A 13043-nucleotide genomic window follows, 5' to 3' on the forward strand; every position below is an offset into this window, starting at 1 on the left:
GGGGGTTGGGTTGGGGGGGTTTTTTTGGTGTGTTGGGGAGGGGGGGAGGGGTTTCTGGACAACCCCCCCAAGACCGCATTTTGGCTTCGTATCGGGGTGCGGGGGTGGTGTGGGTGCTTGGTTGGGTTTGTGCGTTGGTGCCCGTTAGGTGTGCGTGCGTGTGTGCTTGCGGGCGTTTAGTCGGTTAGTAGTTCTAGGGCGTGGTCGCCGGTGCGTTCTACGGTTAGGCCTGCTTTGGTGATTACGCGTACTAATTGGTCCACAGTGGATGGTTCGCTGCGGGTGGTGGCCAGTACTGCGGCCAGCTTTCCCTTGTAGGCCTTGTTGAAGTGGCTCACTGTGGTGCGGTTGCCGTCGGCGTCCTCGGTTACTACTCGGACGGTGACTGCGTCCGCGCGCAGTTTTGCGAAAGCTGCGTACGTGCCGGAGCGGAGGTCCACGATCAGGCCTTCGACGTCGCGCAGTACTGGTTCCAGGACTGGCTTCCACAAGCCTCGGACGGTGCCTAGCGCGGGCACTGTGTTGCCGCCCGAGAGGCGGTACGCGGGGATGGGGTCGGTCGCTGCGACGACGCCGAACAGCGAGGACGTGACGGCCAGTCGCTGTTGTGCCTTGGCCAGCCCGGCGCGGGTGAAGTTTTTGACGTCTAGTGCGTCGTAGAGGACGCCGGTGTAGCGGCGCAGCGCGGGCATCGTCGGGGAGGTCCAGAGCTGGGCGTTGCGGGCGACCTCGTCGGCCTGGCGTGCGGAGATGCCCAGCGCGGCGAGGCTCGCCGGGACGTCTGCCGCGAGTTCGACCAGGGCGTCGGCCAGTTTGGCGCGCACCGGGTTCAGCTCGGGGAACGACAGTGCGTCCAGGTCCAGCGGCGCGCCTTTGCCGCCGTCGGCCTTGGTTTCGGAAGGGGGGAGGAGCACCAGCACCCCCGGAGCGTAACCGCCGGGTAATCCGGGTGCGTTGGCCGTGTGCCGCTCCTTACTCTGGCTCGCATGGAACTCACCTGGCGCCCGCTCACGCTCGCCGACGTCGGCGCGGTCACCCGGCTCTGCACGGTCGCGGAGGAAACCGACCGCACCGGCGAGCACTGGGACGAGGGCGACGTGCGCCAGGAACTGTCGGGCCCGTCGGTCGATTTGCCGGGGGCGAGCGTCGGCGCCTGGGACGGGTCGCGGTTGGTGAGCTACGCCCTGGTCGTCGCTCGCGACGCCGCCGAGCCCGTGCATCAGCCGCATGTCGCAGCGCTGACCGACCCGGAGTACCGGACCGACGAGGTCGCTTCGGTGCTGACGGAGTGGCTCACGCGCACGGCCCGGAGCGTCCACGCGCGGCACTTCCCGGACGCGAAGCTCGAACTGCACGCTGGCGCGCACGAGAACGAGCATTGGTACATCTCGCTTCTCGAACGCGGCGGGTTCAAGCAGGAACGCACCTTCGTGGAGATGCGCGCGGACCTGACGTCGCTGCCACCGGCTCCGCCGCTTCCGGACGATCTCGTGCTGGTCTCCTGCGAGGAGCGCTACGACGCCTTGGTTCTCGACGCGCGCAACGCCGCGTTCGCCGGTCACTGGGGCAGCACGTGGCTCTCCGCCCACGAGTGGGACCACCGGTTCCGCGGCAACAAGGATTTCCAGCCTGACCTGTCGTTTCTCCTCCTTTCCCCGGAACGAGACCGGGTCGTGGCGTTCGTGATGTCGTCGTTCTACGAGGCGGACGCGGCGGCGACGGGCGTGCGGGAACTGCACGTCAACTACGTCGGCACCCTGGCGGAGGCCCGCGGGCGGGGCCTGGCCTCGGCGCTGCTGGCACACACCCTCGAAGCCGGTCGCGCGGCTGGCTTCGAGAGGTCGTCACTGGCGGTGGACGCGGACAACACCCACCGCGCGCTCGCGGTCTACGAGCGGTGCGGGTATCAGGCGACCGAGCGGAACTACGGGTACGTTTTGCCGCTCGGCTGACCGCCGCCCGAGGTCTTTGCTCGGACGGGGTGGCCTGGGTGCCGTGTTCGCCGGTGGCTCTGTGCCGGGGCGCTCGCTGGCTGCTGAAGCGTTCGTTGGTGGCCAGGTGCCGTCGAGTTCGGTGGTGCTCCCGCGCCGGGTGCATTCGCCGGTGCATGCGGCGTGCGCCGTGGGCAGTGGCGTTCGCGAGCGGCCAGCAGGCCCACGCTCGCGGGCGACCATGGGCCCAGCGTGCCGTCGTGGTCGCTGGCGACCACCGGGCCGTTCGCCGATAGCCGTGCCTCGGCACGTTCGACGTGCGCTGCGGAATCTGCCCGTGAACGCGCACCGGTGCCCTCGCCGGTGACCGTGCCAACTGCTTGCGTCAGCTCGCGGCCCAGCCATCCGCGCGCTGCGGGCTGACCGTCGCCCGCAGCCGCTCTCACCCCATCCTCAATGCGCCCCCTCCGCCGACACGCAAAACACATTCCCCTCCGGATCCTCCAGCACCGTCCACTCCAACCCGGGCACCTCATGCCGCCCCAGTTCCACCGCGCCCAGTTCGACCAGTCGTCGGACCTCGGCCTCTCGGTCGTCCGCGCCGAAGTCCACGTGCACGCGGTTCTTCCCGCTCCGCGGCTCCGGCACTCGCTGGAAGCCCAGCCGAGGCCCGCCCGAAGCAGGGCTCTCCAGCATCACGAACTCGCCGTAGTCCGCCGCCACCGAAACGCCCAGTGCCGTTGTCCAGAACTCCGCCAGCCGCTGCGGCTGAGCGCAGTCGACGGTGATCATGCCCATCTCCAAACCCATGCCCGCACGCTAACCGCGACCACCGACAAAAACCGTGCCCGCCGATAACCCGCATGCGTCGGGGCCAGGGGGTTGACTACTCTGTGCGAAACGTCTAAGACCCGCTCAGCGCAGGGAGTTCCCAGTGATCACCAGGATGTCGTCGTTGTTCCTCCGCACACTGCGCGAGGATCCGGCGGACGCCGAAGTGCCCAGCCACCGGCTGCTGGTGCGCGCCGGCTACGTCCGCCGGGTCGCCCCGGGTGGTTACTCGTGGCTGCCGCTCGGGCTGCGCGTGCTGCGCCGGGTCGAGGAGACCGTGCGCGAGGAGATGAACGCGATCGGCGCGCAGGAGATCCAGTTCCCCGCGCTGCTGCCCCGCGAACCGTACGAGGCCACCAACCGCTGGACCGAGTACGGCGACAACCTCTTCCGCCTCAAGGACCGCAAGGGAGCCGACTACCTCCTCGGCCCGACCCACGAGGAGCTGTTCGCGCTCACCGTGAAGGGGGAGTACAGCTCCTACAAGGACTTCCCGGTCACGCTGTACCAGATCCAGACCAAGTACCGCGACGAAGCGCGCCCCCGCGCGGGCATCCTGCGCGGCCGTGAGTTCGTCATGAAGGACTCCTACTCCTTCGACCTCGACGACGAGGGTCTCGAGCGCTCCTACCAGGCCCACCGCGACGCCTACATCAAGCTGTTCGACCGCCTCGGCCTCGAATACGTCATCGTGGCCGCCACGTCCGGCGCGATGGGCGGCTCGGCGTCCGAGGAGTTCCTCGCGGTCGCGGAGAACGGCGAGGACACCTTCGTCCGCAGCACCGGATCCGGTTACGCGGCGAACGTCGAGGCCGTGGTCACGCCCGCGCCCGCCGCCCGGCCGCTCGACGGGCTGCCCGAGGCGCAGGTGCACCACACCCCGAACACGCCGACCATCGAGACCCTCGTCGCGTTCTTCAACGCCGCCGGGCTCGGCCGCGAGTTCACCGCGGCGGACACGCTGAAGAACGTCCTGGTCAAGACGCGCCAGCCGGGCGCGAAGGAGTGGGAGCTGCTCGGCATCGGCATCCCGGGCGACCGCGAGGTGGACTTCAAGCGCCTCGAAGCGGGGCTCGAGCCCGCCGAGGTGGAGCTGCTCGAGGAAGCCGACTTCGCGAAGAACCCGTTCCTCGTCAAGGGTTACATCGGCCCGAAGGGGCTGCAGGAGAACGGCGTCCGCTACCTCGTCGACCCGCGCGTGGTCGAGGGCACGGCCTGGCTGACCGGCGCCGACCAGCGCGACCACCACGTGCTCGACCTGGTCGTCGGCCGCGACTTCACGCCGGACGGCACCATCGAGGCCGCCGAGGTCCGCGAGGGCGACGCGTCGCCGGACGGACAGGGCACGCTCGTCGCCGCGCGCGGCATCGAGATCGGGCACATCTTCCAGCTCGGCCGCAAGTACACCGACGCCTTCGAGGTCGACGCGCTCGGCCCGGACTCCAAGCCGGTCCGGATCACCATGGGCTCCTACGGCGTCGGCGTCTCGCGCCTGGTCGCCGTGCTCGCCGAGCAGAACCACGACGAGCAGGGCCTGGTCTGGCCGCGCGAGGTGTCGCCGTTCGACGTGCACGTGGTCATCGCGGGCAAGGACGAGACGGTGCGCGAGGGCGCGGAGAAGATCGCCGCCGAACTCGACGCCGCCGGTCTCGAAATCATCCTCGACGACCGCAAGGCCACCCCGGGCGTGAAGTTCGCCGACGCGGAGCTGGTCGGCGTCCCGACGATCCTCGTCGTCGGCCGCGGCCTCGCGAACGGGCTGGTCGAGGTCAAGGACCGGCGCACCGGCGAACGCGAAGAAATCGCCGTCGACTCGGTCGTCGACCACCTCGCGAAGCTCGTCCGCGGCTGAAGCCGGTGGGCTGGTTCGGGCGCAAACGCCGCGACGACGGCGGGTACCAGGACAACGCCGCGCTGAGCGGCTTCGGCGGGTACGAGCCGTCCGACGCACCGAAGTTCCCGAGCGCCGGGTACGGGAAAACCGACCCGGCGCCGGGGCCGTCCGAACCAGCCCGGCAGCCGCAGGGCACTCCGCCGCCCGACGAAGGCGCGGACGCCCTGCGGCAAACCCGCGCCCCGGCACAGCTCCGCGGATCCGCGCCCCGCAAGACCAACCTCCGCCTGGTGAGGGCGGTCCCGATCCTCATTCTGATCGGGGTGTTCGGCTACAACGTCTTCTCCGGCAAGAGCCACCATTCCGCCAGCACGGACGACACTCCGCGCGCCCCGCGCACCTACCAGCCCGAGCCTCGGGTGGTCGTGCCGCCGGTGGTCGCGGGATGGCAGTCGGTGGCGGGCAAAGACGGCAGCTACGCCTACGACGTGCCGCCGTCCTGGCAACCGGCGCCGACCACGCTGCACGGCTGGGACCCGGTCGCCGGGTCGTCCGGGATCACCCTGTCCACCAGCGCGTTCCTCGGCAAGGGCAGCTGCAAGGAAGACTCGGTCGGCCAGGTCGGCGGCGCGGGTTTCACCACCGAGAAGACCGCTGATGCCGCCGAAGCCGCCCGCAAGGCCGTCACTGACCTGGGCATCAGCGCGTACACCGGCGAAGGTGCTCCGGCCGCGAAGGTGACACCTGGTGCGCCGGAGAAGACTGAAGTCAAGATCGAGAACGAAAGCCGTGAAGGCACGCTCGTAGTCGCCGAGGTGACTCCGAGCAACGCGCCGTGCAAGCCGCAAAGCGTGCTGGCCGGTGCGCTCGCGCTCGACGCCGGTGACAAGTCGGCCGTGCTGGTCGCGTATTCAGAACAAGGCCGCCCGGGCTCCGCGTCCCGGGACGACCTCGTCCGGATCCTGCACAGTTACCGCGGCGTCCCGGCCGCGGACCGGTCCACGACCACGCCGCCGCCGGCCACGCGCTGACGCCGCAGCGCCAACTTCGCGAAGTCCATCAGCCCGGCGTTCGGCAGATACGCGCGGCTCAGCGCGATCCCGATCCGCGGCAGATCGGCCTCGTCGCGGTAAGCGAGGTACAGCGGCTCGTGCCGCGGCTGGAACTTCGCCTTGAACGCGTGCAGGGACCGGAATCCGTAGTACGGCTCCATCATCGAGCCCAGCGCGTCCAGCATCCGGTCGACCATCTGCCGCGGCGTGCTGTCGTTGCTGCGGACCAGTGGCGCACCCGAGAGCGACACGAACTTCGCGCCCTCCTCGCGGAACGCCAGGCAGGTCGAGGCGATCAGGAACTCCATCACCGGCCGGAATCCGCCCGCGCGGCGGCGCATCACGTCGAGCGTCCAGCCGCCGACCTCGCCGGCGCCGGTGTGCACCGGCAGCCACGACGTCACGCCGTGCACCGTTCCGTCCGCGTCGACCGCGAGACCGACCCGCGTCGCCGGGTCCATCGCCTGGTCCACTCCGCCGAGCGTGAAGCCCATTTCCGGCAGGCCCTTGTCGCAGATCCATTCCTCGGACAGCGCCCGCACCTGCTCGCGGATCGACCACGGCTGTTCGGCCAACCGGACCAGCCGGAACTCGATCCCGTCCTTCTTCGCGCGGTTCAGCGCGGTCCGCACGTCCTGCCAGGCCTTGCCGCGGAATTCGAGGTTTTCCAAGTCCACCAAGGTGTCCTCGGCGACCTGGACCTGCTGCCAGCCCAGTTTCGCGGTCTGCGCGACGGTCCCCGCGGTCGCCGAGAACACGCACGGCACGAGCCCGGTGTTCTCGCACATCGCGGAGAACTCCCGCAGCGTGCGGTCGCTCGTCCCGTCCGGCGCGACCGGGTCGCCGAGCGCCACCGCGACGCCGGCGTGCCGCTGATACGCCAGGTACGACGTGCCGTCGGAGGCGACGAAGTAGGTGTTCTGCGGCCAGGTCGTCATCCACGAGATGGTGCTGCCGCCGTTGCGGCCCAGCAGAAGCCGGGCGAAGGCCGGGTCCGGCCCGCCGCGGAACAGCTTGCGCCGCCTGCGCCGCGAGGGCACGCGGAACGCGCGCCGCGCCGAGATCAGTAACATCAGCTCGACTGTCCACAAGAGATTGTCCACAATGAACAGCGGCGGACTGCTGAGGTCGTAGTCCTCGCGGATCAGCTGCGTGATCGCGACGAGCCCGGCCAGCACCGCCATCTGCGACGCGGCGAGCACGCACAGCGCGATCGCGCACCGCCAGGCGAACCGCGAACCGCGGCGCAACCCGTTGAGAATCGGCACCGCGACGATGCACAGCGGGAGAAGTTCGTTGCCGGACAACGAGATCGAGTCGGACGAGCCGAACGGGCCGTCGCCGGGGACCAGCCACATCACCACTTCGGCGACGACCAGCAGCACCAAACCGGCGGACGCGAGCAGCCGCCATTCGCGCAGCGACGGCTTGTTGGCGTTGCGCGCGGCGGGCCCGGCGAGCCGCCGGCCCAGCGGCAGCGCGAGCACGAGCGCGAAGAAATGCACGAGGTCGGCGAGTGTGCCGACATAGACGATCGCTACCCCGGCGTACACGCAAAGCCCGGCTCGCAGCCGCAGCCGCCACGGGGTGCGCAGGGTCGCGCTGGTGATGGCGATCGCGGCGAGCGCACCGCCGGAGAAGCCGACGTCGAGCGTGCCGGAGATCCGGTCGGCCCAGGCCCAGCCGGAATTGCGGGAGAGTTCGAGGAACTGCACCGCGACGACCGTCGACACCAGTTGCCCGCCGATGGTCACCGCCATCGCGCGCCGGGTGCCCAGGTGCCATTCGGCGAACCCGGCCATCAGTGCGAAACTGCCCGCCATCGGCAGGTAGAACCACGGGCGCAGGGCGTAGAACGGCCCGGTGAACAGCGTCCACCAGCGGCCGTGCTCGAGCGAGGGAAGGCCGTAGGCGTAGTAATGGAAAGCGTGCTGGTGCTCGGCGGCGTGCCAGAGCGAGCCGGTCGCGACCCCCACGATCAGGATCGCGAGCACGACGGTCGTCGTGAACGGGATCCGGTTCCACAGCACCGCTAGCCGTCCGCGTGCCTCTCCGGCCGCGAGGCCGGTTCCCCCCTGTGCGATCGTCATGGGGAAAGTTTGGCGCGGCGATCTTAAGCGGTCATCGCCCGTCGGACCTACTTCTCCCCCTAAGGGACTGCTACCCCAGGGGGACCCGACCCTGGCCCCAAGACTGACCTTCGTCGCACAACACCGCTCTGGCCAGCGTGAACAGGGTGGTACTCGACAGTTCTGAAGCGGCTCCGACCCGGAATAGGGGTTGACCTCGGAGTCGCCCGAACGAGTGATCCCGGTCGCTTGCCTCAGGGTAGTCCGAGCACCGCGGCGCGGACCGCGGACAGGTCGGCGAGATCCGGCAAAACCAGGTGCGCGCCGGCCTCGGTCAATTGCCCGGCGGAAAACCGGCCGGTAGCGACGCCGATCGCCACCGCACCGTAATCGAGCGCTGCCTCGATGTCATTCGGAGTATCTCCGAGAATTACTACCGATTCCGCGGGAAATGCTGTTCCGTGCTTCGCTTCCGCGGCTTTGACGGCGTGCGGGACGAGGTCTGCGCGGTTCGGGGAAAGCGAACCGTAGCCGCCGATTTCCAGATCGAGGTGCTCGTCGAGGCCGAGCGCGGCGAGCTTGTGCCGCGAGATCTCCGGCAGATTGCCGGTGACGAGGCTCTGCACGACCCCCTCGCGCTCGGCGAGATCGGCGAGCACGTCCGCCGCGCCGTCGAGCGCCCGGCCTTCCTCGGACAACGTGTCCCGGGCGCGTTCGACGGCCGCGATCAGCTCCCGCCACATCCGCTGGATGGTTTCCTCGTCCGGTTCGATCCCGTGCAGGGCCAGCACGTCGGCGGTGATCGCGCGTTCGGTCCGGCCGCCGAAATCCGGGTAGGCGCGGAACTCCGCCCCGGTCGCCGCGGCCAGCGCCGAGCCGTACCAGCCGACCCCGAGCCCGGTGTAGTCGACGAGCGTGTGGTCGATGTCCCAGAGCACCAGCCGGTGCGTGCGAATGGCCGTCACAACCGTGATGCTACGGCGGGCTCAGCCGGTGAGGTAGCTGAAGCGGACCCGGCGGACGGGGTTGTCGACGTTGGTGTCCACCAGGCACACCGACTGCCACGTGCCGAGCAGCAGCACGCCGCCGAGCACCGGCACGGTCGCGTACGGCGGGAGGAACGCGGGAAGCACGTGGTCGCGGCCGTGTCCGCCGGTGCCGTGCTGGTGGCGCCAGCGGTTGTCGCGGGGGAGCAGGTCGTCGAGCGCGGCGAGGAGGTCGTCGTCGCTGCCCGCGCCGGTTTCCAGCACCGCGAGCCCGGCCGTCGCGTGCGGTACCCACACGTGCAGCAGCCCGTCGGTGGCGTCGGCGTCGCGCAGGAACCTCTCGGCCTCCCGGGACAGGTTGTGCACGACGGCGGTGTCGCCGGTGTGCACCTCGATCTCGGTGGAGTACATGCCGCCAGGGTAGGCGTCAGGAATCGAGATAGCGGAGCACGGCGAGGACGCGCCGGTTGTGCCCGTCCGACGGCGGCAGGCCCAGCTTGCCGAAAATGCTCGTCACGTACTTCTCCACCGAGCCCGCCGACAGGAACGCCTCGGCCGCGATCGCCGAGTTCGACCGGCCCTGCGCCATCAGCCCGAGGATCTCGCGTTCGCGCGGCGTCAGCTCGGCGAGCGGACCGGCCTGGCCGGTCGTCGCGAACAGCTGGCGGACGACCTCCGGATCGAGCACCGTCTCCCCGGCGGCGACGCGTTCCAGCGCGGTGAGGAAGTCCGACACCTCGGCGACGCGGTCCTTCAGCAGATAGCCGACCGCGCCCGCTTCTCCGGCGAGGAGTTGCTTGGCGTAGTTGGTTTCGACGTACTGCGAGAACACGAGGATCGCGCAGCCGGGCCGTTCCGTGCGCAGGTCAATCGCCGCGCGCAGGCCTTCGTCGGTGTGGGTCGGCGGCATTCTGATGTCCACAATGGACACGTCTGGCCGGTGCTCGCGGACCGCGGTCCGGAGGTCGTCGGCGTTCTTCACCGCCGCGACTACCTCGTGGCCGCGCAGGCCCAGGAGTTCGACCAGGCCCTGGCGCAGGATTGCCGAGTCCTCCGCGATCACGATCCGCACGGTTTCCCCCTCATTCCACCGAGTTTAGCGGGGCAGCGGGAGCGTCGCGGTGACTACGGTCGGGCCGCCGTTCGGGCTCGACACGGTCAGTTCGCCGTCCGCCGGCCGGAGTCGTTCGGCGATTCCGGCCAGTCCGCCGCCGGGGATGACTGCGGCACCGCCGGGGCCATGGTCGGCAACTGTCAGCCGGAGTTCGTCTTCGCGGTCTTCGACCAGGACTGCGCATCGTCCGGCACCGTGTTTCGACGCGTTGGTCATGAGTTCGGCGGCTGCGAAGTAGACGATTGTTTCCAGCGAGGGCGGTGGGCGCCGGCTTAGTTCTACCGAGACTGTCGCGGAGAAGTCGGCTGAGCTGGCCAATGTGGACAGTGCCAGGCTCAAGCCCTTGTCCAGTGCTGCGGGGTGGATGCCGCGGGCCAGGTCGCGCAGTTCGACGAGGGCTTGTTTGGCGTTGCTGTGTGCGGTGTCGACCAGGGTCCGGATCTGGTCGAGGTCGACTGTGTCGGCGGCTAGTTCTTCTTTTGCCAGGCCGAGTTTCATCGCCATCGCGACTAGCTGGGCTTGGGCGCCGTCGTGGAGGTCGCGCTCGATGCGGCGGAGTTGTTCGGCCGCTTCGTCCAGGGCGGTGGCCCGGGTTTCCTCGAGGAAGCGGACGCGTTCGCGGAGGCCGGGGTCGGCGGCCAGGGTGCGGAGGAGGAGGCGGTCGACTTCGGCGAGGACGTGGACGACGGCGGGCCAGACGGTCAGGACGGCGATGCCGAGCAGGCACCAGCCGAGGGAGCCCAGCCATTCGAAGCTCTGGATGTTGAAGACCGGCAGGCCGTGGCCGCGGCCCGGGCTGGTCGCGAGGAGCCAGGTGAGCGGGTAGGTGAAGGAGGCCAGGCCGAAGAAGCCGAGCGCGCCGGAGCCGATCAGGGCCAGGAGGCCGAAGGGGAGGCGGACCAGGAGGTAGGCGACGGATCGCCAGGCTGTCGGGTCGCCGAGGCGGGCGGTGAGCCAGTTCCAGAGGCCGGGGTCGAGGTCGGTTCTCGGCGGCGGCGGGAGGGGGAGGTTCAGGAATCTTGCGGCCAGGCGGCGGTGCAGGCCGCCGAGGAGTCTGGCGGAGCGGAGGACGCCGGTGAGGATCAGGAGTCCGGCGAGAATGGGGGTGAGGGCTATCCCTATCGCTGTTCCGGTGAGGAGGAGGACTACGGAGAGGAGGGGGAGGGCGCCGGTGATGGCCAGCCAGGCGGTTTCGGAGAGGGCTTGGCGGGCGGTGGTGGGCCATAGGCGGCGGAGGAGGGCGGGGTTCATCGGGTGACCTGGGGGTGTTCTGTTCCGCGGGGCTCGCCGCCGGGGTGCGGGAGAGGGCGGTGCGGGTGGGTGGTCACTCGGTTGAGTTTGCCGGGGTTTGGGGGTGGTTACTACCGGGGTGGCTTGTGTGCTGGGGCGGGGGGTAGCCCTACCTCGTCGCCTGGCGGCGACATCGCGCCTCGTTGTTGGGGCGGGCACCCCGAAGCTGATTGTGATGACGGACGGCGGGTGCTTGTCAAGGCGGGAAAGATGCCTTGACAAGCACCCGCCGTCCGCATTTTTGGCTTCGTATCGGGGTGCGGGGGTGGTGTGGGTGCCTGGTTCTGTTGGGTGCGTTGGTGCGGTTTGGGGTGGGTGCGGGGATCTGGTGGGGTGGGGAGTTGGGTACGCCGGGTGCGGTTGGGTGGTGGGTGCGCGTGGCTTGGGGGCCTGGTCGCGATGGGTTTGCGGTGGTGGCTGGCATCCCGATGTGGCGACGGCGCGGTCATGAAGGGGGCCTGGCAGAAACCAAAGTCCCTCAGGGTTCCCCTCACGGACTTGTGCTGGTCGTGAGGGGAACCCTGAGGGAATCAGAGTCCCCGAGGGTTCCCCTGACGGACCTCCCGGGCGGGGAGAAGGCTCGGCGGGATCAGTCTGCCTCGGGGCTCTTGTCCAGCCGGGCTTCGTCTTCTTTCGCGCGTTGGGCTGCTTCGCGCATTTCGATCACGTCCGTGAACCAATCGCCCGTTTCGCGGGCTATGTCGCGGACCGCGCCGGTGATGATCGTGGCGATTTTGCCGATGTGGTTGGCTGCGGACTCCGTCAGCTCCTGCACGGTGTCCTTGCCACTTTCGAATGGGCCGACCATGGGCTTCCTCAGGCTGCTCGGAGTTGCCGTTCGGGGTCCACGGTAGCGGCCGGGCCCGGTTTTCCGGGAAGGGCCAGCCGCACGATTTTCTTCGCTACCGACCACAGCTGCTTGTGCAGGGGGCCGGTGTTGTACGGCAGGCCGTAGCGTTCGCAGATTTCGCGCACTTCCCCGGCGATCTGCGGGTAGCGGCGCGCCGGCAGGTCCGGGAACAGGTGGTGTTCGATCTGGTGCGACAGGTTTCCCGAGAGAATGTGGAACAGCGGGCTGCCGGTGATGTTCGCGGAGCCCAGGATCTGGCGCAGGTACCACTGGCCGCGCGTTTCGTTCTCGGTCTCCTCCTCGGTGAAGCTCTCGACGTCCGCGGGGAAGTGGCCGCAGAAGATGATCGAGAACGCCCACAGGTTGCGGACCAGGTTGGCGCTCGCGTTGCCCAGCAGCGTCAGCGGGGCGAGCGGGCCGGTGAGCAGCGGGAACAGGACGTAGTCCTTGCCGATCTGGCGCGAGGCCTTGCGGACGATCCGGCGCAGCACCGGCACGTTCTCCGCCCAGGTTCGTTCGCCCTTCACGACCCGCTCGACCTCGAGGTCGTGCAGCATCACGCCCCACTGGAACAGCAGCGCGAGCAAGGTCGCGTACACCGGGTTGCCCAGATAGTACGGATGCCACTTCTGCGCCGGGTCCATTCGCAGGATCCCGTAGCCGACGTCGCGGTCCTTGTCGACGATGTTCGTGTAGGTGTGGTGGATGTAGTTGTGCGAATGCCGCCAGTTCTCCGCCGGTGCGACGGTGTCCCATTCGAAGCGTTGCGAGCTCAGCTCCGGGATGCGCGTCCAGTCGTACTGGCCGTGCATCACGTTGTGGCCGATCTCCATGTTGTCCAGGATTTTCGCCGCCGACAGCGCCGCGACGCCGGCCAGCCACGCGGGCGGCAGGAAGCCGGCGAACAGCAGGCCGCGGCCGGTCACCTCCAGCGCGCGCTGGGTTTTGATGATCTTGCGGATGTACTCGACATCCTCCTCGCCGAGGTCGTCGACGATCCGCTGGCGCAGCGCGTCGAGTTCGCGGCCGAATTCCTCGACCTGGGCGGGGGTGAGGCGGTCCTGCAGACCCGTCATGATGCTTCCT

General features: G+C 69.2%; 12 protein-coding genes. 3 read left to right on the plus strand and 9 right to left on the minus strand.

Going from position 1 to position 13043, the window contains the following annotated elements; genetic code table 11:
• Window positions 1-176: 176 nt before the first annotated feature.
• Window positions 177-920: a peroxide stress protein YaaA gene (gene yaaA, locus ACZ7SW_RS44950; protein WP_470236501.1), complete on the minus strand. Its 744-nt coding sequence runs from the start codon at window positions 918-920 to the stop codon at window positions 177-179.
• A gap of 66 nt (window positions 921-986) precedes the next feature.
• Here yaaA and ACZ7SW_RS44955 point away from each other — a divergent pair, with 66 nt between their 5' ends.
• A complete protein-coding gene (locus ACZ7SW_RS44955) occupies window positions 987-1952 on the plus strand; it encodes a GNAT family N-acetyltransferase (RefSeq protein WP_470236502.1) in 966 nt (321 codons plus the stop codon).
• Between the two features lie 432 nt (window positions 1953-2384).
• On the opposite strand, the gene ACZ7SW_RS44960 is transcribed toward ACZ7SW_RS44955, so the two are convergent.
• On the minus strand, window positions 2385-2741 hold the full coding sequence (locus tag ACZ7SW_RS44960) for a VOC family protein (RefSeq protein ID WP_470236503.1): 357 nt from the start codon (window positions 2739-2741) through the stop codon (window positions 2385-2387).
• A 124-nt stretch (window positions 2742-2865) separates the two neighbouring features.
• Between ACZ7SW_RS44960 and ACZ7SW_RS44965 the strand changes: the two genes are divergently transcribed.
• Both ACZ7SW_RS44965 and ACZ7SW_RS44970 read left to right on the plus strand, forming a co-directional pair.
• On the plus strand, window positions 2866-4614 hold the full coding sequence (locus tag ACZ7SW_RS44965; RefSeq protein WP_470236504.1) for a proline--tRNA ligase: 1749 nt from the start codon (window positions 2866-2868) through the stop codon (window positions 4612-4614).
• Window positions 4615-4619: 5 nt separating this feature from the next.
• Window positions 4620-5627, plus strand: a complete 1008-nt coding sequence (locus tag ACZ7SW_RS44970) for a DUF8017 domain-containing protein (protein ID WP_470236505.1) — start codon at window positions 4620-4622, stop codon at window positions 5625-5627.
• On the opposite strand, the gene ACZ7SW_RS44975 is transcribed toward ACZ7SW_RS44970, so the two are convergent.
• The 7 genes from ACZ7SW_RS44975 to ACZ7SW_RS45005 form a co-directional block, all read right to left on the minus strand.
• Window positions 5567-7738 carry a bifunctional lysylphosphatidylglycerol flippase/synthetase MprF gene (locus tag ACZ7SW_RS44975; protein ID WP_470236506.1) on the minus strand — a complete coding sequence of 724 codons (2172 nt, stop codon included), beginning with the start codon at window positions 7736-7738 and terminating at the stop codon, window positions 5567-5569. The two genes, ACZ7SW_RS44970 and ACZ7SW_RS44975, sit on opposite strands and share 61 nt — an antisense overlap.
• A 233-nt stretch (window positions 7739-7971) precedes the next feature.
• Complete coding sequence (locus ACZ7SW_RS44980) at window positions 7972-8673, minus strand: haloacid dehalogenase-like hydrolase (protein ID WP_470236542.1); 702 nt, start codon at window positions 8671-8673, stop codon at window positions 7972-7974.
• Between the two features lie 30 nt (window positions 8674-8703).
• A complete protein-coding gene (locus tag ACZ7SW_RS44985; RefSeq protein ID WP_470236507.1) occupies window positions 8704-9114 on the minus strand; it encodes a YjbQ family protein in 411 nt (136 codons plus the stop codon).
• A gap of 16 nt (window positions 9115-9130) precedes the next feature.
• A complete protein-coding gene (locus ACZ7SW_RS44990; RefSeq protein WP_470236508.1) occupies window positions 9131-9775 on the minus strand; it encodes a response regulator transcription factor in 645 nt (214 codons plus the stop codon).
• 24 nt (window positions 9776-9799) lie between these two features.
• A complete protein-coding gene (locus ACZ7SW_RS44995; protein WP_470236509.1) occupies window positions 9800-11068 on the minus strand; it encodes a sensor histidine kinase in 1269 nt (422 codons plus the stop codon).
• Between the two features lie 628 nt (window positions 11069-11696).
• Window positions 11697-11915: a hypothetical protein gene (locus ACZ7SW_RS45000; RefSeq protein WP_470236510.1), complete on the minus strand. Its 219-nt coding sequence runs from the start codon at window positions 11913-11915 to the stop codon at window positions 11697-11699.
• A gap of 8 nt (window positions 11916-11923) precedes the next feature.
• Window positions 11924-13033, minus strand: coding sequence for a fatty acid desaturase family protein (locus tag ACZ7SW_RS45005; RefSeq protein ID WP_470236511.1), 1110 nt, complete (start codon window positions 13031-13033; stop codon window positions 11924-11926).
• Window positions 13034-13043: the final 10 nt, after the last annotated feature.

The organism is Amycolatopsis sp. NPDC114484 (assembly GCF_055633755.1).

Excerpts from the sequence above, each read along its gene's own strand:
- ACZ7SW_RS45000 (WP_470236510.1), bottom strand. The coding sequence starts at position 11,915 with ATGGTCGGCCCATTCGAAAGTGGCAAGGACACCGTGCAGGAGCTGACG.
- ACZ7SW_RS44955 (WP_470236502.1), top strand. The coding sequence starts at position 987 with ATGGAACTCACCTGGCGCCCGCTCACGCTCGCCGACGTCGGCGCGGTC.
- ACZ7SW_RS44985 (WP_470236507.1), bottom strand. The coding sequence starts at position 9,114 with ATGTACTCCACCGAGATCGAGGTGCACACCGGCGACACCGCCGTCGTG.
- ACZ7SW_RS44960 (WP_470236503.1), bottom strand. The coding sequence starts at position 2,741 with ATGGGTTTGGAGATGGGCATGATCACCGTCGACTGCGCTCAGCCGCAG.
- ACZ7SW_RS44995 (WP_470236509.1), bottom strand. The coding sequence starts at position 11,068 with ATGAACCCCGCCCTCCTCCGCCGCCTATGGCCCACCACCGCCCGCCAA.
- ACZ7SW_RS45005 (WP_470236511.1), bottom strand. The coding sequence starts at position 13,033 with ATGACGGGTCTGCAGGACCGCCTCACCCCCGCCCAGGTCGAGGAATTC.
- ACZ7SW_RS44975 (WP_470236506.1), bottom strand. The coding sequence starts at position 7,738 with ATGACGATCGCACAGGGGGGAACCGGCCTCGCGGCCGGAGAGGCACGC.